The following is a 20,869-nucleotide window of genomic DNA, read 5'->3' on the forward strand; positions in this document are numbered from 1 at the left end:
ATTTTGTTTACCCTGCCGTTTTTTTCGACCCCTTCTTCCGAATCCCGAAAGCTCGACCGGACGCGGGGCCGTGCGCTCAAGGCGAGAAGGGCGAGACGGAAGCTGATCAGCGGCCTCGTGGCAGCCAGCTTCCTGGCGAGCGTCGGCATGAGCTACGCCGTCTTCGTGCCGGTCCAGTCGGCCTCGGCGGCGAGTTGCGCGACGCCGGGCGGTTTCGAGATCGACGGGAACCTTCCGCCCGATTGCAATCCAGTCGGCATCGACTGGGGAACGCCCGGTCTCGCTTCGGATACCACCACGCAGGGCGGAACGTACCAGACCTCGAACAAAGACGGCAGCAACCCCGTGGGCTGGACATCGTCCGGGAGCACTCCCAGCAAGGCGGACTTTGATCAGGTCTACACCTACGCGCAGGTGGTCGGTGGCGACTACTTCAGCTATTTCGCCTGGACGCGCACCAGCAACAGCGGCACCGGCGGGTATGCCGTCGAGGTGAGCTACGCCGGCGAGCGAGTGGGACCGGACGGCGCACCCCAGCCCGATCGGTCGGCCGGCGGCTATGTGCTCTACCTGAAGATGCACGGCTCCAGTGCCCCCGAGTTCCTTTCCATCTGCACATACACCTCGGTCGCGAACTACCCGGGCACGTGTGTCAACTTGCCGACGGTGGACTTCGCTTTCAGCAGCGACGGATTGTTCTTCGAGTTCGGTCTCAACGTGACGCAGCTGACCGGGGCGGCACCGTCGTGTCCGCCCGTGGCCAACCAGGCATCGGTGTATGTTCGGTCGATTACCGGCAACAACGTCGACGCGTCAGGAAACTTGAAGGCGTACGTCGCTCCGCTCGCTGTGAACCCGCCCTCCACCTGTGGTGCACTGACCGTCGCGAAACAGTCACTGGGCGGACAGCCCGATAGCAGCGGCACGGCGTTCGGATACGCGGTTGGCGGCTCCAAAGCCGTGGGCATCAGCGGTAGCCTCGCCATCGGAGGGACGGATACCTGGCCGCAGGTTCCTGCGAGCGGCGACTTCACCCTCCAGGAGACGATCCCTGTCGGTGCGCCCTGGTCGCGGGAGTCGATCGTCTGTACCGTCCCCGGTCAGAGTCCCTTCGTGCTGAGCAGCCCAACAGACCAGTTCCCGGTCGTCGCCGGTGAGACGACGGCGTGCGTGATCACGAACGCCACGTCGGGCGTGACCGTGTCGAAGGTCGCCCAAGGTCAGGCCGCAGACTTCGACTTCACCCTGAGCGGCGGAGAGACCGCGACTCTGGCCAGCGGACAGAAGTCCGGAGTGGCCGACTATGTTCCCGGATCGACCGTGACGATCACGGAGCTCCCCGAACCGGGGACCCCCGCTTGGCATCTGACGGGTGTCGTCTGCACGAACGCGGCCGGTGGGTCTGTGCCGGCCGTGATCAATCTCACGGCCGGGACTGCGACCGTGACGAGCGTCAAAGGCGAGGTGATCAACTGCGAGTTCAGCAACCGGCAGGACGGCGAGATCACGATCGTGAAGAACGTGGAGGGCGCGAACGGCACCTTCGCCTTCACGACCACCGGCGGCAACGGCTTCGACCCGTTCAACGTCCTCACCTCGAACGGGACGGGCCAGAAGACCTATTCCAGCCTGACCCCCGGCGACTACACCGTGACCGAGACGACGCCGCTTCCCAACTATGACCTCACGGGGTTGAGCTGTGTCGAGGGCGGAGCGGTCGGCGCCAACGTCTCGACGGCGACGATTCCGACATCCTCGATCCACCTCGACCCGGGCGAACTGGTGACCTGCACCTACACCAACACCCAGCGCGGTACGATCACGGTCGACAAGGTGACCAACCCCGGAGGCTCGACCCAGCCGTTCCACTTCACCCTGACTCCGACCGGGAGCACAGGAACCGGGTTCGATCTGACCGACGCCGCCGCGCCGTTCAACTCCGGCCTCGTGAGCGCGGGCGAGTACACCCTCGCAGAGGACGCGACTCAGAACTGGGAGTTGCAGACCATCAACTGCGCCGGCACCGTTCCGTCGCCCACCTCGTCGTCGACCTCTCCACTGGTCTTCGCACTGCCGCCAGGCGGAACGGTCAACTGCACCGTGGTCAACAAGGCGGTGCCCGGTGAGGTGACCATCACCAAGCACGTCGCAGGCGTGCCCGACGGATACCCCTGGTCGTTCGACTTCTCGATCAGCCCGGTTCCCACCGGCCAACTCGGCACGAAGACGGCGGACAACGCCTCGCCATCGGTGAGCTGGAAAGATCTCCAGATCGGAACGCAGTACACCCTGAACGAGGCCTCGGCCGCCGGATGGGCCGAGGGTGCGATCACCTGCACCGGAATCGCGGACGAGTCGCCCGATCCCGGTTTTCAGCTCACTGTCATGCCGGGGCTCGCGCTCGCCTGTGACGTGACCAACACCGCGGTGCCTGGAAGGGTCCAGGTCACCAAGGCCGTCTCCGGCGTGGCGGATGGGACCGGGTGGAGCTTCGACCTCGCGATCGACCCTTCGGCTGGTGTGCTCCCCGGGGCCACCCAAGAGGTGAGTGGAACGGGGAACACCTCCGACACGGTCGCGTGGACCAAGCTCGCGATAGGCCAGGAGTACACGATCTCGGAGGACCTGCCTGCGGGATGGGAAGGCGGAGCGGTCCAGTGCGGCAACCTCGTCGACTCGAACGCCGACAAGGCCGGCTTCCAGTTCGTCGCGACGCCGGGCCTCGACCTCCAGTGCTCGATCACGAACACGGCGAAGCCCGGTAGTGCCGAGATCACCAAGACCTCGATCGGCGGCGACGGCTCATTCACCTTCGTGCTGACGCCGCTGCCCGGCGGCGACCCGGTCGAGCAGATCATCACGACCAGTGGCGGAACGGGGACCACGACGTTCTCCGGGCTCCTGTCCGGTCAGCACTACTCGCTCGCGGAAGCGGATCCCGGAGCCCACTGGATCGACGGCACGCTCGGCTGCACCGTCGTCCATGCGGCCGGCGGATCGCCGCAGGCCATCGACGAGAGCGACTTCACCGTCGCTCCCGGCGACGCGATCTCCTGCGCCATCGCCAACACCGCGAAGGGCACGATCATCATCGTGAAGAACGTTCGGGGTGCCGACGGCGCCTTCAACTTCACGGGCAGCTGGCTCGATCCCGAGAACTTCGCCATCACGACGAGCGGCAAGACCGGAACCGAGACCTTCCAGAATGTCGCTCCGGGTGGCTATGTGGTCACCGAGACTCCCAAGCCCGGCTATGACGGCATGGTTCTCAGCTGCCTCGACTCGAGCACAGGACAGGCCTCGAGTGCTGCGGGGCTCACGGGCACCATCAACCTCGACCCGGGCGAGACGGTCACGTGCGTCTACAGCAACACGCAACGCGGCATGATCATCGTCGACAAGGTCACGACCGGCGGTCCTGAGCAGGCCTTCCCCTTCGAGTTCTCCGCGGGCGGAGCAGCGGACGAGACCTTCTCTCTGACCAACGCGGCTGAGCCGTGGACGTCCGGGCTCATTCCGCCTGGCGACTACTCGGTGCTCGAGCTCAGCACTCCGAACTGGACCTTCGACTCGGTGAAGTGCACCGGTGACGGCGTCAGCTACACCGGCGCAAACGCGTCGATCGCTCTCGCAGCAGGCGAGACCGTCACCTGTGTCTACACGAACTCCCCGAACCCCGGCTCCGTCTCGCTGACGAAGCACGTCCTGGGTGTTCCCGCAGGCTGGAACTTCGCCTTCGACGCCACCATCAGCCCGGCCGTCGGCGCTCAGCCGGCGACGCAGGCCATGACCGACGAGAACCCGACCGTCGAATGGACCGGCCTTGTCGTCGGAGAGACCTACACGCTCAACGAGACCGGTCAGGACGGCTGGATCGAGGGGCAGATCGCCTGCACCGGGATCACCGATGCCGACCCGAACACTGTCGGACTCCAGTTCGTCGTCATACCGGGCCTTCAGCTCAGCTGCGACGTGACGAACACGGCGGTGCCCGGTTCTGTCGAGGTCACCAAGGTCGTGCACGGCGTGCCAGAGGGGCTCAGTCTCGACTGGTCGTTCGGCATGACGATCTCGCCGACCCCGGCTCAGCAGAATGCAAAGCAGGCGATGACGAGTTCTGACCCGAGCGTCTCCTGGAGCCAGTTGCGGATCGGCACGGTATACACGCTCTCCGAGACGGTTCCTACCGGTTGGACCGGCGGCACGGTCGTGTGCGGCGGTCTCGGCGACCTCTTGCCTGAGACCTCGGGCTTCCAGTTCATGGCGACGCCCGGGCTGACCCTGGATTGCACGGTGGACAACTCCGTCGTGCCGCCGACCGGTGTGATCACGAAAGAACTCGTGAGTTCGGCGCAACTGTCCGATGGCACCTGGGATCTGGTCTACACGGTGAAGGTCACCAACCAGAGCGTCGTTATCCCGCTCGTCTACGATCTGGTCGATGAGCCGCAGTTCGGCTCGGGCATCACCATCGACGATGGCACGGCCACCGGACCCGTCGGCAGTCTCGCCGACGACTGGAACCCGACGACCGCGTCCTTCGGCTTGGCCGGCGGTCAGGAGCTGGCGGCCAGCGGAACCGACATCTACACCGTCCACATCACTGCGACGGTGTCGGGAGAAGCCTTCGATACGCTCGCGACCCGCTGCTCGCCCGATGGCACCACAGAGAACGGCGGCTTCCGCAACACCGCATGGCTGACCGTCGGCAACGGCGAGCCGCAGCCGGCCACCGATTGTGGCGAGCCAGGCCGTGCCGTGGTCGAGAAGGTCAGTCAGGGTTCACCGCAACTGCTTCCCAGCGGCAACTGGCGCGTGCTCTACACGGTGACCGTCACGAACAGCGGCGACAAGAACCTCTACTATGACTTGTCCGACACCCTCGGCTTCCCCTCCGGCGTCGGCATCGTGTCGAGCGCCGCGACGAATGACGCCGGAGTCGACACGAGTTCGTGGACGGGACTCTCGCCCAACACCGTGCTCGCCGACAACAAGATCATCGCGGCGGCCGATGGCGGCCCCACCGTGCACAGCTACACAGTGACGGTCATTGCGGACGTGCAGGACATCACGACGATCTCGGACGCGGAATGCCTGGCGAGCACGAGCGGTCATGGCTTCTTCAACGGCGCAGAGTTGCTCAACGGCACCGTCGTCACGCGTGACGACGCCTGCGAGTCGATCCCGGTCGGACGTCTGACCCTCTCGAAGACCCTCGAGCTGAGTGAGGTGAACGGGCTCGACCTCGGCGGCCAGACGTTGCCGACGGTCGGCGACTGGAACCTCTCGGCGACGCTCGGCGACGCGGTTCACGAGAACGTCGCGTCGACGGAGGGCAACAGCTACGTGATCCCGGTCGGCGACTACTCCCTCCTCGAGAAGATCCGCGGCGGCGATGCGAACCCGTTGTTCCTCTTCATCACTCAGTTCGTGACCGACGGGCAGTGGTTCTGCAACGGTGAGGCGACCGACATCGCGACCGTCGTGAACGGCGAGGACACCACGTGCGGGCTCACCAACACGCTGCATCCGGTGGACCTCGTCATCACGAAAAAGAACATCGAGAGGGTCGGCGACGTGTTCGACGTGCCGACCGACGAGGGCTCGTCGTTCAGCTACCTGTTCACCGTCGAGAACGCAGGCGTCGTGCCGGCCCCCGACACGGTCGTCACCGACGGGCTTCCGGCGACGCTCGCCTACGATCCGGTCAAGTCGAGCATCCCCTCCGGCTGGACGGCGGCGCTGACCGGTGCGGACGCCGACGGCTTCGGTGGAGTGCTGACCCTGACCAAGACCGACGCGCCCATGCCAGCGGCCGGTGAGGCCGGCTCCACCGTCGAGTTCACGATCTGGGTGGACACGGCCCGGTCACTGCCGCGCGAGGGCGGAGATCCGCAGGGCAAGATCCTCGATATCGTCAACACTGCGGTCGTGCACAGCGACGGCATCGAGAGGACTCCGGAGAACAACACGTCGACGGAGACCACTCCGGTCAAGTCGATCAAGGTATCGGTGTTCGCGCAGTGCGTGCTCGACGCCCCGTGGCTCTACTACGAGGTGACCCCGTACAACACGCAGAACGTCGACCCGCTCGTGATCCGGTTGATCTGGTGGACACAGGCGGCCTTCGGCGGGCATGACCCGTCCATCCCGGCCTCGGACATCGCTGCGATCCTCGCGGACGGAGCCTCCAAGGTCGACACGATCGGTGTGCCTGCCGGCTGGGTCGACGGACAGACCATCAGCGGACGCATCCTCTGGCCGGGAGCGGCCGTCGGACCCGACGGTCAAGGCACTGCATGGCCGGGCTGGCGTCAGCTCCCCGACGGCACCTGGGTGCTCGACCCGAGTTCAGCGTTCTACGAGTTGCGCGGCTCGGCCATCACCGAGGTCAGGATAAACCCGACCACGGACGCCACGACGGTCTACCCGCCCGCAACCCCGAACTGCAATGCGACGCCCAAGCAGCCGTCGAAGCCGCTCGCGAGCACAGGCTTCGAGTCGGGTTGGCTGGTGCCGATGGCGGGCGGGATGATCCTCGTCGGAGCGATCATCGTCCTGCTGATCGCCAGGAGGCGTCGAGGCGAGATCGAGTAGCGTCGACCTCCGCCGTCCCGTGCAGCCGTGGCCCCTGGGCCGCGGCTGCACGGCGTTGTGCGGATGAATCGGCACCGGGCAAACGGCTCGCGCAGGGCGTTATCTTATTGTTATCTTTTTTCTCGTCATGGAATCCCCGTAGTTTCGGGGAATTTTCGGGCTCTTCGCGTCATACCCCCCAGATGGAGGCCAAAAAGGGCTTCCCCGGCCCGGGCGGCTCTGCCAGAATCTCGACTGGCTTCTATACCCGATAGGAGTCGCGACAAAGCCAGCGTGCCCGAACACGCAATACCCGAAGGCTTGAAACATGCTTACCCGAAATATCTTCAGCGATGCTGCAGACCCTGCCTCCGGCCGATTCCGGCTGCGTCGTCAACGACGCCGGCTCCAGACGCTCAAGAAGGCTCTCAGTCTCGGCGTAAGCGCCCTCCTCATCTCGGCGGTCACGGTGACCGGCATGGCGATCTTCTCTCCGACCGCGTCGGCCGAGGCGGTCACCCTTGGCACGGTCGACTCGCGGGTGAGCGACCACGTCGGTGGCACGAACGCCTCCGGCACGGATGCCGGGACCACGAACGGCTACTGCATCCGCTACGGCCCGCCCACTGGCAGCAGCAACACGGGACCGTCGGACTGGCAGCCGGGTGGCTCCGAGGCGCGCACCGCACATGGCCGAAACAGCAGCACCTGCCCGAGCAACCTCGATGTCAACACGCAGAGCGCCGTCGGAGTCCAAGCCGTGAGCGGCTCTCTCAACCCTGCATCGGGTGTTGCGTTCAACGTCGGCAGGATCACCCACTACAACAACCCGATCAGCTACGACGGGAGCAACAACTACTTCAAGGGCAAGCTGAGCTTCCGGCTCAACGGAGTCTCGGGCGCGCCGACGTTCGACTACGACTGGTGGATGTGGGAGACGCCGAACTACAGCGACTCATGCCCTGCAGGCCTCTGGCTAGGCAACGGAAACTGCCAGGACCAGGTCAAGTTCCTCAACCAGGTCGCCGACCAGAACATCACCGTCGGCGGGCTCGACTACAAGCTCGTCGTGCTCGGCTTCGTTCAGGTTCCCAACGGAACCGCGTGCCCGGCCGACCCCGGAGCCGCGAGCGTCATCAACAACTGGCTCACCAACGAGCGCGGCCAGACTCAGGCGTGCCTGTACGCGAAGCTGAGCCAGGTGCGTTCGCTGACCGTCGTCAAGGCGGTCGCGGGTGTCGACGCTCCAAGCCAGAGCTTCGCATTCGCCACGACGAGCAACCTCGCCGGATCGCTGTGGTCCGCCCCGAACTTCACCGTGACCCCGCCGGCGACCCCTTCCGTCACGCGTCCGGTCGTCTCCGGCGAGACCGTCACCGTCACCGAGCAGCCGGTATCACCGGCCAACCCCAAGTGGGCGCTCACCGGCCTCGTCTGCAAAGACGGAGCGAACCAGGACGTCTCGGGCGTGACGTATGACGTCGCGAACCGCACGATCAGCCTGAGCGACATCCCCGAGGCGACGAGCGCCGCCGCCAAGGCGATCACCTGCACCATCACCAACACGTACACGGGCAGCGCGAAACTCACCCTGAAGAAGACTGTCAGCGGCGGATCCGCGGCCGCCGCGGAGTGGACGCTCAACGCGGTCGGTCCCGCGACGCTCACGGGCAGCAGCCCGGTCTCGAAGGCGAGCCTGCCGACAGGGCAGTACACCCTCGGCGAGTCCGGCGGGCCAGCCGGTTATCAGCAGCAGGGCAACTGGGTGTGCACCAACAGCGGTACCGGCGGCAACCCGTCGATGTCTGCGGGGGAGAAGGTGACCCTCGTCGACGGAGCGGACGTGACCTGCACCGTTAACAACCGGTTCCAGACCGGAACCCTCAAGGTGGTCAAGCAGATCCACGACCCCGTGAGCGGTTACAACGGCGGCAACGGCAAGACCTTCACCGTGAGCTACAACTGCGGCGCGGGTTTCTCAGCCATCGGGCAGTCCGTCTCGGTGGACACCCCGCTCGTCGTCACAGGCATCCCAACCGGTCGCAGCTGCACGGTTGGTGAGACCGCGCCGAGCGGAGGACTCGTCAACGGATCCTTCGCCTGGGAGACCCCGACGGTCACCGGACCCGTTACGATCGCCGACGGACAGACCGCCACCATCACGGTGACGAACACGGTGCGCCAAGACACTGGCGGTTTCACCGTCAGCAAGGCCGTGAAGGGACCTGACGGCACGGCCGCGGGCTACACCGGCGGTCCGTCGCGGCCCTTCACGGTGAACTACGTCTGCACGATCGGCGGCGAGCGGGTCGCCTCCGGCTCCTTCGTGGTCAGCACCGGAACGCCGGGCGGCCCGAGCCAGGCCATCCCGCGCACCGCGTTCTGCTCGCTGACCGAGGAACCCCTCGCGACCCAGCCGGGCGACTTCGCGGACGGCTCGTACTCGTGGACCGATGGAACGTTCGTGCCCAGTGCGATCACGATCGGCGCATCGTCGCAGAGCTCCGTGCTCACCAACACCTTCACGCGCGACTTCGGTTCGCTTACGATCAAGAAGGTCGTTCGGGGAGACGGATACGTCGGCTCGGGCGAACCGTTCTCGGTCACCTACGACTGCGGTGCGGGCGATGTTGCCGTCGCACTCGCGGCAGGCGGAAGCACGACGATCACCGGCCTCCCGGCGAACGCCATCTGCAGTCTCAGCGAGGCGGCACCGGACGAGAGCCTTCTCGACGTCGCGCACGACTGGGGGACTCCCAGCTGGGTCGGTACCAGTCAGAGCGGCCAGGTGACCATCGCCGCCGACTCCACCAAGACGGTCACCGTCACCAATCCGACCGTCGAGGTCTTCGGCACGGTGTCCGTCGTCAAGGTCGTATCCCCGGTCGATGGACTCGCGCCAGGAACCACATTCGCGGTCATCGTGGACTGCGGACCGGCCGGTTCGTTCCCGTTCACGCTGACGAACGGCGGTCCAGCCGGCGTCACCGACAGCGTCCCGGTCGGCACGCGATGCACCGTCTCGGAGACCGCCCCGAGCGGTGGGCTCGTCGACGCCTCGTACGGCTGGGGGCCGACCCCCGCTCCCCAGCAGGTCGTCGTTGCGGCTTCCGGTCAGGTCGTCCCGGTCACGGTCACGAACACGATCGTGCGCCAGTACGGCACCCTCTCGGTCATCAAGACCCTGAGCGGCCCTGACGTGTACACCGGCGGTGACTTCACCGGAACCTGGAGCTGCACAGACGGCAGCAGTGGCGTCTGGTCGATAGCGGCCGGTGGCACGGAGCAGGTCGGCAGCGGCATCCTGCGCGGCTCCACCTGCACGGTGACAGAAAACCAACTCACCGGTCAGCCGAACGCCGACGACTCCTCCTATGTGTGGGGCGGCGTCGTCTACGACCCGAGTGGCGCCCAGGTGGTTCTGAGCAACGCGGCCCCGGACGGCTCCGTGACCGTGCAGAACTCGATCACCCGCCTCACCGGTTCCTTCGGGATCACGAAGACCGTCAAGGGCGATGGGGCGACGGCGGACCCGTTCACCTTCTCGTGGAAGTGCACTCTGCCGGACAAGACCACGGTATCCGGTGAGCTTGAGGTACTGCCCGGCGGCTCGACCAACGGTCCGAGCGCGCTTCCCGCCGGCAGTCTCTGCACGGTGCAGGAACTCGGAAACCCCGAGCCGCAACCCGGCCACAGCTGGGACGCCTTGACCCTCTCGACGACCGCCGGAGGAACCCAGGACGGCCGCTCGATCAAGTTCACGGTTCCTGCGCCGCAGAACGGGGCTCCCGTCACCGTCGGAGTGCAGGCGACGAACACCATCTCGCCGAAGTTCGGCCATGTCACCCTCGTCAAGAAGATCGGCGGCGCAGGCGGTTTCGTCGGTGGCCCGGACTTCGCCTTCACGGCGAGCGTGCGCTGTGGCACCGCGATCTACCCGGTGACGTTCACGACCGAGGGCTCCGAGCCGCTCGAGCTCCCGCTCGGATCGGAGTGCACCATCGATGAGTCGACGCCGAGCGGTGGCCTGAAGGATGCCTCCTACAACTGGACCGGACCCGAGAGCTACTCGCCGGGCAAGGCCCTCACGATCACAGAAGCGAACCAGCAGCTCGTGGTGACCATCACGAACCCGACGGAGCGCGTCTACGGATCGGTCACCATCGACAAGACCCTCACCGGCCCGCAGGGCGTGGTGAGCCCAGGACGCAGCTTCACCGGGAAGTGGAGCTGCACCTACGGCGACGATACCGTCGCCGAAGGTGACTGGGCCGTTCTGGCAGGGGACGGCCCAGTCCAACTCTCCGATCACGTGCTCGTGACAGCGGACTGCTCCGCCACCGAGGACTCGCTCGCCGTTCCTTCGGATGACCCGAGCTACGTGTGGGACGCCCCCCGGATCACGGGCGGCACGGTCGGCGTCGGCGAGCCGGCGGCGCTCACCGTGGCCAACGCGTTCCACCGCGAGACCGGAACGATCGAGGTGAGCAAGACCGTGACCGGCGCGACCGCCGGCTACACGGGCGGCTCCGAGAAGAACTTCGAGGTCAATGCCGACTGTTCGGTCGCCGGAGTGGCGGGGCACCTGTTGCTGACCGCCTCCGTCGCCGACGGTGGAACGACCGTACTACCGCAGGAGATCCCGCTCGGCTGGACCTGCGCCATCTCGGAGACCACCCCGACGCAGGGCCAGCTGCAGGACACGTCGTACGGATGGGGTGACGTGACCGTCTCCCCGGCCTCAGCCACGATCACCCAGGCAGGCCAGAAGGTCGCGGTCGCCGTGAAGAACCCGATCGAGCGTCGTACGGGAACCTTCGACATCGCCAAGGTCGTGAGAGGCCCGGTCGGCGTCGATCTCAGTGGAGTCATCACGAATGGGCCGGGCTATAGCGGAACCTGGGTGTGCACCCATCCGGGCGACCCGGACCAGACCGGCACCTGGAGCGTCTCGAGCAAGCTCGGCGGAGGCGCGACGCTGACCGGCGACCCGGCCGTGCTCCTCAACTCCGACTGCTCCGTCGACCTGGAGGACTCGCCCGACTCGGGCGACCTCGTCAACGGCTCGTGGGCCTGGGGGATGCCGGACTACGGCCAGCACGTGACCGTTCTGACCGCGGACGATGCCCCCGTCGTCACCGTGACGAACTCGGTGCACCGCCTCTGGGGCGCACTGCAGCTGACGAAGACGACGACCGATCCCGACCGCGGTGTCAAAGATGGCGAGACTGTCAGCGGAACGTGGTATTGCGCTCTCGGCGATGATGAGTGGAACGGGCGGTGGGAGGTGCCGGCCACCGGCGGAACGGTGACCCTCTTCACTGCATCCGACAGGATTCCGGCCACCGCCGACTGCTACACGGCGGAGAACTCGTTGAGCGACTCGTCGCTCAAGGACGTATCGTTCACGTGGGCTGCTCCGAGCTACGGCCCGAACGTCACCCTGATCGACGGTCGCACCCAGACGCTGACCGTTGCGAACACCGTGGAGCGCGTGCGCACCTCCGTCGACATCGACAAGCTGATCACGGGTGGGGCGCCGGTCGCGGGCACGAGCGAGTTCGGCGGAACACTGAGCTGCACCTACGGCGCCGAGGCTCCGGTGCTCTATCCTTGGACGGCGACCCGCGACTCGATCGCCACCGTCGGCGGCATCCTCGCCGGCTCGGTGTGCGTCGCTGTCGAGACCGCCCCTGCGACGACGCCGGTTCCGGCCGACCCCTCGTACCAGTGGGTTCCACCGGTGACCTACACCGGCAATCCTGCGATCGCGCCGGGTACGGGTGGAACGGTGCCGACGATCTCGGTGATCAACGACACCGTGCGCATCACGGGCTCCTTCGGCATCACGAAGGCTGTGCTGGGCAACCCGGAGGGCGTGGACCCAGGCGCGGAGTACGGCTTCGACTGGAGTTGCGACGTCCCTGGAACAGCGGACCCCGTCACCGGAGTGGCATCGATCAAGGACGGCGAGACCTGGCTGCTGCCCGCAGACCAGGAGCTCCCTGTCGGCACCGAATGCGACGTGACAGAGCGACTGCCGATGCCGACCCCGATCGACGACGCGTTCTCCTGGACGGGACTCGCCTACACGGTGAACAATGCGAGCGAGGTGAGCAGCTCCGGGCGCACCGTGTCCTTCACGATCCCGATCAGCGGCAACGCGCCGGCGGCTGTGCAGGTCGTGGCGAGCAACACGCTCACCCGCAGCTTTGGTGCCTTCGACATCGTGAAGTCGAGTGATCCTGTTAGTGGCAGTGTGGTTCAGCCGGGCACTGACATTGCGTATAGGGTGACCGCGAGGTCAACGGGTGATGTCACGGTTCATGATGTTGTCGTGTCCGATGATCTGTCTGATGTTCTCGCTGACGCGACTCTTGATGAGGGCAGCATCGTCGCCTCTGCTGGGTCTTTTGTCTACGATGCTGGGACCAAGACGTTGACGTGGACGGTGGGGTCTCTTGCGGTTGCGGCGAACGCGACGCTCGACTATGCCGTTCGGGTGAAGCCGACCGCGTGGGATGTCGAGCTGGTCAATGCTGTCACCGGTAGCGGTGATGTTCCTCCTGAGCACTGCACAGTGGGGGCTCCGTGCACGACGACGCATGAGACACCGCTGGAGCCGGCGACGTTGACTCTTGTCAAGAAGGTCGACAACACGCCCTTCGACGGGCTCGACCTGAACAGCAACGTGCCGGCCAAGGACGATGGCGGCGATTGGAGGCTGTCTGCTACCGGTGACGGTGGTGGATTCTCTGGGGTCGGTGGTTCCACCGGTATCGAGGGCGTCTCCGTCGCACCCGGTTCCTACACCCTTGAGGAGAGCCTCGCGAACGTCGGGAGCTCCTTCCTGAAGGACTTCTACAAGGCGAGTGCGTGGAGCTGCGACGGGGCGGTGCTCGACGGCGCGGTCGTCGCGGTCGCTCCCGGAGCCGATGTCACGTGCCAGATCACCAACACGGGTGAGACCGTCGACCTGAGACTGACGAAGGCTGACGGCGGAGCCATCGATGGGAAGCCAGCGGTTCCGACCGATGTCGACTCCGGCTACGACTACACCTTCACGGTGGAGAACGTCGGGACGGTGGCGGCGCCGAACGTGGTGGTGACCGACGCGATCCCGTCGACGATCGCCGTCGACGAGGGCAACTGGGTGCTTCCTGCGGGGTGGACGGCGCTTCTCACGGGTGCCGACGGCGACGGCTTCGGCGGGACGCTGACCCTCACGAAGACCGACGGGCCGTTGCCGCCGACCGGTGACACGCCTGTCGAGTTCAGGATCTCGGTGCATACCGCGACCGAGCTGCCGCGCGAGGGCGGAGACCCACAGGGCAAGATCCTCGACATCGTCAACACGGCTGCCGTGACGAGCGGAGGGGTCGAGAAGACTCCTGAGGACAACTCGTCGACGGTGAGGACACCGGTCAAGTCGATCGCGGTGCTCGCCAGTGCGATGTGCCGTGCGGATGCCCCGTGGCTGGGTTACTCGATCACGCCGTACAACACCGAGAACGTCGATCCGTTGACGATCGTGCTGATCTGGTGGACCCAGGCGGGCTACGACGGTCGCAACCCGTCGATCTCCGCCTCCGACTCGGCCGCGATCCTCGCGGACGGTGCGAAGCAGGTCGACACGATCACGATCCCGGCCGGTTGGACGCCGGGGCAGACGATCACGGGCGAGATCCTCTGGCCGGGTGCGGCCGTGGATGCGAACGGGAACGGCATCGCGTGGCCGGGCTGGCGGCAGCTGCCGACCGGGCAATGGGTGCTCGATCCGAGCTCGCCGTTCTCTGAGCTGCGCGAGCAGTCGGTCACCGAGTTTCGGATGAACCCGACGACTGCCGGTACGACGGTCTACCCGCCGGTCGGTCCGAACTGCAATCCGGGGCCAACGCAGCCGTCGATGCCGACGTCATCGACGCCGCTCGCGGTGACCGGATTCGACGGAGTCCAGCCCTTTGCAGTCGGCATCCTGCTGCTGGGACTCGGCGCGGTCATCTTGATCGCGGTCCGTCGCCGATGGGGTGGCAAGGCCTAGGCCGCCGCTCCTCGGGCTGAAAGCTGGTCTCCCGCCTGGACCCGAACCAGGCGGGAGGCCGGTGTGAGCCATGGCGCCGGTCCGAATCGCGTCGACGATCGAGGCGGGAATTCGTCAACGATCTCTTGTCGTCAACGATCTCTTGTCGTGAACGGTTCTCGCCTGGGAGGATTGGCACGCTGACCCCGACCGGAGCCGGCGAGACACTGGGGCTGTGAACGTCTCGAGCCTACGGTTTGCCGCGCATGATGGCCTGCTTGACCTCTGCGATCGCCTGGGTCACCTGAATACCGCGTGGGCAGGCCTCCGAGCAGTTGAAGGTCGTGCGGCAGCGCCACACTCCCTCTTTGTCGTTGAGAATGTCGAGTCGCACCTTGGCCGCGTCATCGCGCGAGTCGAAGATGAAGCGGTGCGCGTTGACGATAGCGGCCGGGCCGAAATATTGGCCGTCCGTCCAGAACACCGGGCAGCTCGAGGTGCATGCCGCGCATAGAATGCACTTGGTGGTGTCGTCGAAACGCTCGCGCTGAACGACCGACTGAACGCGCTCCTTGCCGGCTTCTGGGACGCTGTCCGCGATGAGGAACGGCTGAACCTCACGGAATGACGCGAAGAACGGCTCCATGTCGACGACGAGGTCTTTCTCGAGCGGAAGCCCCTTGATCGCCTCGACGTAGATGGGCTTCGAGATGTCGAGATCCTTGATGAGAGTCTTGCAAGCCAGACGGTTGCGGCCATTGATGCGCATGGCATCCGAACCGCAGATGCCGTGCGCGCAGGAACGTCGGAACGTCAACGATCCGTCCTGTTCCCATTTGATCTTGTGCAGGGCGTCGAGGATGCGGTCCGTCGCGTACATCTCGACGTCGAAGTCCTGCCAGCGCGGTTCGTCGTCGACCTCTGGGTCGAAGCGGCGGATGATGAGCGTGACGGTGAACGGCGTGATCGCCGGGTCCGCGTTGCCGGGTCGATCGGCCCCAATGGTCGCGGTGCTCACCGTCAGTACTTCCTCTCCATCGGCTGGTAATTCGTCACGACGACCGGTTTCCACTCAAGGCGGATGTGGTCCTCAGCCTTCGAGGAGTGCGGGTCGCCCGACAGGTACGCCATGGTGTGCTTCATCAGGTTCTCGTCATCGCGCTTCGGGTAGTCGTCGCGCATGTGCGCGCCGCGACTCTCCTTGCGGTTGCGAGCCGAGTACACCACGACCTCGGCGAGGTCGAGCAGGAAGCCGAGCTCGACGGTTTCGAGCAGGTCGGTGTTGAAGCGCTTTCCCTTGTCCTGAACGGCGACGTTCCGGTAACGGTCCCGCAGGCCATGGATGATCTCGGTGACCTCGGCGAGCGACTCCTCGGTGCGGAACACCTGAGCGCAACGGTCCATCGAGTCCTGCAGTTCCTTGCGGATCGCGGCGACGCGCTCGGTGCCGGTGGAGTCGCGCAGCGTCTCGAGCAAAGTACGCACGGCGGCGGCCGGGTCATCCGGAAGCGGCGTGAACTCGGCGGTCTTGACGTATTCGACCGCGTTGCGACCGGCGCGCTTGCCGAAGACGTTGATGTCGAGCAGCGAGTTTGTCCCCAGGCGGTTGGAACCGTGCACTGAGACGCACGCACACTCGCCGGCTGCGTAGAGCCCGGGTACGACGGTGTCGTTGTCGCTCAGCACCTCTGCGCTCGTGTTGGTGGGGATGCCGCCCATCGCGTAGTGCGCGGTCGGGAACACCGGAACGGGCTCCGTCACCGGGTCGACGCCGAGGTAGGTACGGGCGAATTCGGTGATGTCCGGCAGCTTGGTCTCGAGTACCTCGGCGCCGAGGTGGGTGCAGTCGAGGTAGACGTAGTCCTTGTGCGGTCCGGCCCCGCGGCCATCGAGCACTTCCTGCACCATGCAGCGGGCGACGATGTCACGCGGTGCGAGGTCCTTGATTGTCGGGGCGTAGCGCTCCATGAAACGCTCGCCGCTCGCATTGCGCAGGATCGCTCCCTCGCCGCGGGCGCCTTCGGTGAGCAGGATGCCGAGTCCCGCAAGGCCGGTCGGGTGGAACTGGAAGAACTCCATGTCCTCGAGCGGGAGGCCTTTGCGCCAGACGATGCCGACACCGTCGCCGGTGAGGGTATGTGCGTTCGAGGTGGTCTTGTAGATCTTGCCGAAGCCGCCCGTCGCGAAGATCACGGCCTTGGCCTGGAAGACGTGCATCTCGCCAGAGGAGAGGTCGTAGGCGACCACCCCGGACGGCTTCTCGGTTCCGTCGACCTCCGTCATGACGAGGTCGAGCACGTAGTACTCGTTGAAGAAGTTGATGCCGTGCTTGACGCAGTTCTGGTAGAGCGTCTGGAGGATCATGTGGCCGGTGCGGTCTGCCGCGTAGCACGCGCGGCGGACGGGTGCCTTGCCGTGGTCGCGGGTGTGACCGCCGAAGCGGCGCTGATCGATCTTGCCCTCAGGGGTGCGGTTGAAGGGTAGACCCATGTTCTCGAGGTCGATGACGGCCTCGATCGCCTCTTTGGCGAGGATCTCGGCCGCATCCTGGTCGACGAGGTAGTCGCCGCCCTTGACGGTGTCGAAGGTATGCCACTCCCAGCTGTCCTCCTCGACGTTCGCGAGGGCAGCGGCCATGCCACCCTGCGCCGCGCCCGTGTGGGAGCGAGTCGGATAGAGCTTCGAGATGACCGCTGTCTTGGCGTTCGGCCCGGCCTCGATGGCCGCGCGCATGCCGGCGCCGCCGGCGCCAACGATCACGATGTCGAACTGATGGTAGTGCACGCCGTCGACCACGGTGGACTGGGCCGCTTCACTGGACGGGGAGGACTGGTTCACAGGGGCATCCGTACTCATCGCAGAAACTGTCTCTCCTAGCTGACCGGGCAGAATGACGGCAGCAGCTCGGCGGGCTGGGCGGGCGGGCAGGGATCGAAGGTGAAGACGACGAGGGTGCCGAGCACGATGAGCACGACGACGGCGCCCAGCATGGCCGACTTCAGGATGCCGCGGCTGATCGCCTGGGTCGCGTAGTCGTTGATCAGGGTGCGCATGCCGTTGCCGCCATGGATCAAGGCGAGCCAGAGCATCAGCACGTCCCACCACTGCCAGAACGGATTGGACAGCTTGCCGCCGACGAAGGCGAAGTCGATCGCGCTCACCCCGTTGCCGACCATGAGGTTGAAGAAGAGGTGACCGAAGATGAGCACCACCAGCACAACGCCGGAGGCGCGCATGTAGATCCAGCCCCATTTCTCCCAGTTGACGCCGCGTTTGCCGACCGGGCGGAGCGGGCTGCGGGGAGCTTCGATGGTCGTCGTCATTGTTCTCCCCTTTCTAGTGGCCGAAGACGTTGATCAGGTGGCGCGGCGTGAAGGCCAGCATCGTGATCACCCAGAGTGCGACGACGATGTAGAACATGAGCTTCTGGTGCCTCGTGCCGCCAGACCAGAAGTCGATGAGGATGATGCGCAGACCGTTGAATGCGTGAAACACGATGGCTCCGACGAGCGCGACCTCACCGAGGCCCATGATGGGAGTCTGGTAGGTCCCGATCACCGCGTTGTAGGCCTCCGGGCTGATTCGCACGAGCGCGGTGTCCAGAACGTGCACGAGCAGGAAGAAGAAGATCGCCACCCCGGTGATGCGATGAAGCACCCACGACCACATGCCTTCGCCCCCCCGATAGAGGGTTCCGGCGGGCCGGCGCGAGACGCGCTTCTTGTCTGCTGTCAGGGTTCCCGCCGTCTGCTGTGGCATGAACAACCCTCCCTGGCTGAGTAAAGGCCTCGTCCGAGAGGCCGCTATCGCTCGACGAGCATGTGAGGCAAGTCTATTCCTCCCGTGGAGCGAATTTCCGGTTAGGCATGCCTAAGCACGACGGGCCCGGTCGACATGACCTCAGCGCTGCATCGAGAGAGGCACCGCAGTGGTCGCGCGGACTGCGGCGCGTTCGTCGATCACGAGCTGGTAGTAGTCGAGCAGCTGCTCGCACACGCTCTCCCAGGAGCGGCTCAGCACGGCCCGCCTGCCAGCCTCGCCCATCCGGTGGCGCAGGGGAGCGTCGTATACGAGCCGCTCGACGCTCGCACGCAGCTCGCGCTCATCGTCCGGTTCGAAGAGAAAGCCGTTCTCGCCGTGCGCGACGAGATCGATCGGCCCGCCAGCGCGCGGCGCGACGACTGGGAGTCCGCTCGCATGTGCCTCCTGCAGGGTCTGGCCGAAGGTCTCCTCGGTTCCGGCGTGCACGAAGACATCGAAGCTCGCGTAGGCGGCGGCGAGCTGTGGACCGCTCAACCGGCCCAGGTAGGTCACGGGCATCCCGGACAGCTCCCGCTCGACGTTCTCGCGCGACGGACCGTCGCCGACGATGGCGAGCCGGATGCCGCGGGTGCCGCGCAAAGCGCGAAACCGTTCGACCTGTTTCTCGGGGGCCAGGCGTCCGACGTAGCCGACGACGGTCTCGCCCTCCGGCGCGAGCTGGTCGCGCAACGCGATGACGGCGGCATCCGTGCGGCGGTTCGGATGGTAGCCGGTGAGGTCGACCCCTCGTCCCCAGAACGCAAGGCGGCGCAGCCCGACGCGGCGCAGATCGAGCATCGATGCCGTCGACGGTGCGAGAGTGAGGTCAGAGCCCTCGTGCACCCAGCGCACGTAACGCCAGGCGGCCTTGGCGGCCCTACCGAGCCGGTTGCGGCGCGCGTAGCCAGCCACGTCCGTCTGGAAGATCGAGACCGAGGGGATGTCGAGGCGGTTGGCGGCCGCGATTCCCTGCGCTCCCAGCAGGAACGGAGACGCGGCGTGCAGAACATGCGGCCGAAAGTCCGAGAGCACTCGTTGCACCTGCGGGCTCGGCAGCCCGACCGGGAACTGGCGGTAGGCCATCACCGGAACCGTGTGCACAGGGAATCCCGCGTATTCGGCCGGTGCCCCCGCCGGTGCGATCACGACCGCGTCGTGACCCACGCTCCTGAGGTGGTCCAGCACCTTGCACACACTCGTCGTGACTCCGCTGACGGTGGGCAGAAAGCTCTCGCTGATGACCGCGACCCTCATGTCTGCAAGGCTAGGCGGGGCGTCTTGCGGTGGCATGAATGCCCGGTGAACACCTGACGCCACCGGTAGTCTGACGGAATGACCGCGTCTCACGGACCCATCGACCGTTTCTACAGCGTGATCCCGGCTGGCGGGATCGGATCGCGCCTGTGGCCGCTGTCACGGGCCGACGCGCCCAAGTTCCTGCACGACCTCACGGGCTCCGGTCAGACCCTGCTGCGGGACACCTGGGATCGTCTCGCGCCGCTCTCGGGCGAGCAGCGGATCATGGTCGTCACCGGTCGCGCGCACCGGGCGGCCGTCGAGCGGCAGCTTCCGGAGCTCGCAGACCCGAACGTCGTGCTCGAGAGCGAGCCGCGGGACTCGTCAGCGGCTATCGGCCTCGCCGCCGCGATCCTGCAGAAGCGTGAGCCGGGCGTCATCGTCGGCTCCTTTGCGGCCGACCATGTGATCACGGGGAGCACGGCGTTCCGTGCGGCCGTCGCCGAGGCCGTCGTCGTGGCCGATGCCGGCTACATCGCGACCATCGGCATCCGACCGAGCGAACCGGCCGTCGGCTTCGGCTACATCCATTCTGGTGCCCGGCTCGACGTCGCCGGCGCGCCGAGCGCGCTCGCAGTGAACTCCTTCGTCGAGAAACCGGACCTCGCGACGGCGAAACGTTACGTGCAGAGCGGTGACTACCTGTGGAATGCCGGGATGTTCATCGCCCGTGCCGACCGGCTGCTTGAAGAGCTCGGCCGTACAGAACCGGAACTGCTCGATGGCCTCCTTCGGCTCGCCGAGGCCTGGGACGACCCGGCGACCAGAGGCCCTGCTGTCGACAGGATCTGGCCGGCGCTCAAGAAGGTCGCGATCGACTATTCCGTGGCGGAGCCCGCCGCAGCGGCCGGTCGCCTCGCCGTCGTTCCCGGACTCTTCGCCTGGGACGACGTCGGAGACTTCGCATCGATCGCCAAGCTGCACTCCGGGGGGGGCAAGCGCGATCTCGCCATCCTTGGCGAGGGGGCAAGGGTGCTCGCCGACTCGAGCAGCGGCATCGTCGTGAGCCAGGGCGGTCGTACGATCGCGCTCATCGGCGTCGAGGACATCGTCGTCGTAGACACGCCGGATGCTCTCCTCGTCACGACGAGTGCCAACGCGCAGAAGGTCAAGTCCGTGGTCGACGCCCTCAAGCTGTCCGGCCGCGGAGACGTGCTGTAGTGATCGAGAACGACA

8 protein-coding genes are annotated in these 20,869 nt (G+C 66.2%); 3 read left to right on the forward strand and 5 right to left on the reverse strand.

Features of this window, described 5'->3' with window-relative positions; genetic code table 11:
• The first annotated feature begins 117 nt into the window (after positions 1 to 117).
• On the forward strand, positions 118 to 6,597 hold the full coding sequence (locus tag ACFQB0_RS01275; RefSeq protein WP_386726574.1) for a prealbumin-like fold domain-containing protein: 6,480 nt from the start codon (positions 118 to 120) through the stop codon (positions 6,595 to 6,597).
• A 307-nt stretch (positions 6,598 to 6,904) separates the two neighbouring features.
• Positions 6,905 to 14,617, forward strand: a complete 7,713-nt coding sequence (locus ACFQB0_RS01280) for a DUF5979 domain-containing protein (protein ID WP_386726576.1) — start codon at positions 6,905 to 6,907, stop codon at positions 14,615 to 14,617.
• Between the two features lie 229 nt (positions 14,618 to 14,846).
• Here the strand turns inward: ACFQB0_RS01280 and ACFQB0_RS01285 are convergent, their stop codons facing one another.
• The 5 genes from ACFQB0_RS01285 to ACFQB0_RS01305 all read right to left on the reverse strand — a co-directional run bounded on the left by ACFQB0_RS01285 (position 14,847) and on the right by ACFQB0_RS01305 (position 19,651).
• Positions 14,847 to 15,614: a succinate dehydrogenase iron-sulfur subunit gene (locus tag ACFQB0_RS01285; protein WP_386726578.1), complete on the reverse strand. Its 768-nt coding sequence runs from the start codon at positions 15,612 to 15,614 to the stop codon at positions 14,847 to 14,849.
• Between the two features lie 2 nt (positions 15,615 to 15,616).
• Positions 15,617 to 17,434, reverse strand: a complete 1,818-nt coding sequence (sdhA, locus tag ACFQB0_RS01290; RefSeq protein WP_386726581.1) for a succinate dehydrogenase flavoprotein subunit — start codon at positions 17,432 to 17,434, stop codon at positions 15,617 to 15,619.
• Positions 17,435 to 17,469: 35 nt separating this feature from the next.
• Positions 17,470 to 17,919: a succinate dehydrogenase hydrophobic membrane anchor subunit gene (locus ACFQB0_RS01295; RefSeq protein WP_386726584.1), complete on the reverse strand. Its 450-nt coding sequence runs from the start codon at positions 17,917 to 17,919 to the stop codon at positions 17,470 to 17,472.
• A gap of 13 nt (positions 17,920 to 17,932) precedes the next feature.
• The gene (gene sdhC / locus ACFQB0_RS01300; RefSeq protein ID WP_386726586.1) at positions 17,933 to 18,355 is read right to left on the reverse strand and encodes a succinate dehydrogenase, cytochrome b556 subunit; all 423 of its coding nucleotides are present in this window, start codon (positions 18,353 to 18,355) and stop codon (positions 17,933 to 17,935) included.
• A 141-nt stretch (positions 18,356 to 18,496) separates the two neighbouring features.
• Positions 18,497 to 19,651: a glycosyltransferase family 4 protein gene (locus ACFQB0_RS01305; protein WP_386726589.1), complete on the reverse strand. Its 1,155-nt coding sequence runs from the start codon at positions 19,649 to 19,651 to the stop codon at positions 18,497 to 18,499.
• A gap of 78 nt (positions 19,652 to 19,729) precedes the next feature.
• Here ACFQB0_RS01305 and ACFQB0_RS01310 point away from each other — a divergent pair, with 78 nt between their 5' ends.
• Positions 19,730 to 20,854 (forward strand): mannose-1-phosphate guanylyltransferase, encoded by a 1,125-nt coding sequence (locus ACFQB0_RS01310; RefSeq protein WP_386726592.1) that lies wholly within the window; start codon positions 19,730 to 19,732, stop codon positions 20,852 to 20,854.
• The last annotated feature ends 15 nt before the right edge of the window (positions 20,855 to 20,869 follow it).

This window comes from Luethyella okanaganae, assembly GCF_042660285.1.
Lineage (GTDB): Bacteria > Actinomycetota > Actinomycetes > Actinomycetales > Microbacteriaceae > Luethyella > Luethyella okanaganae.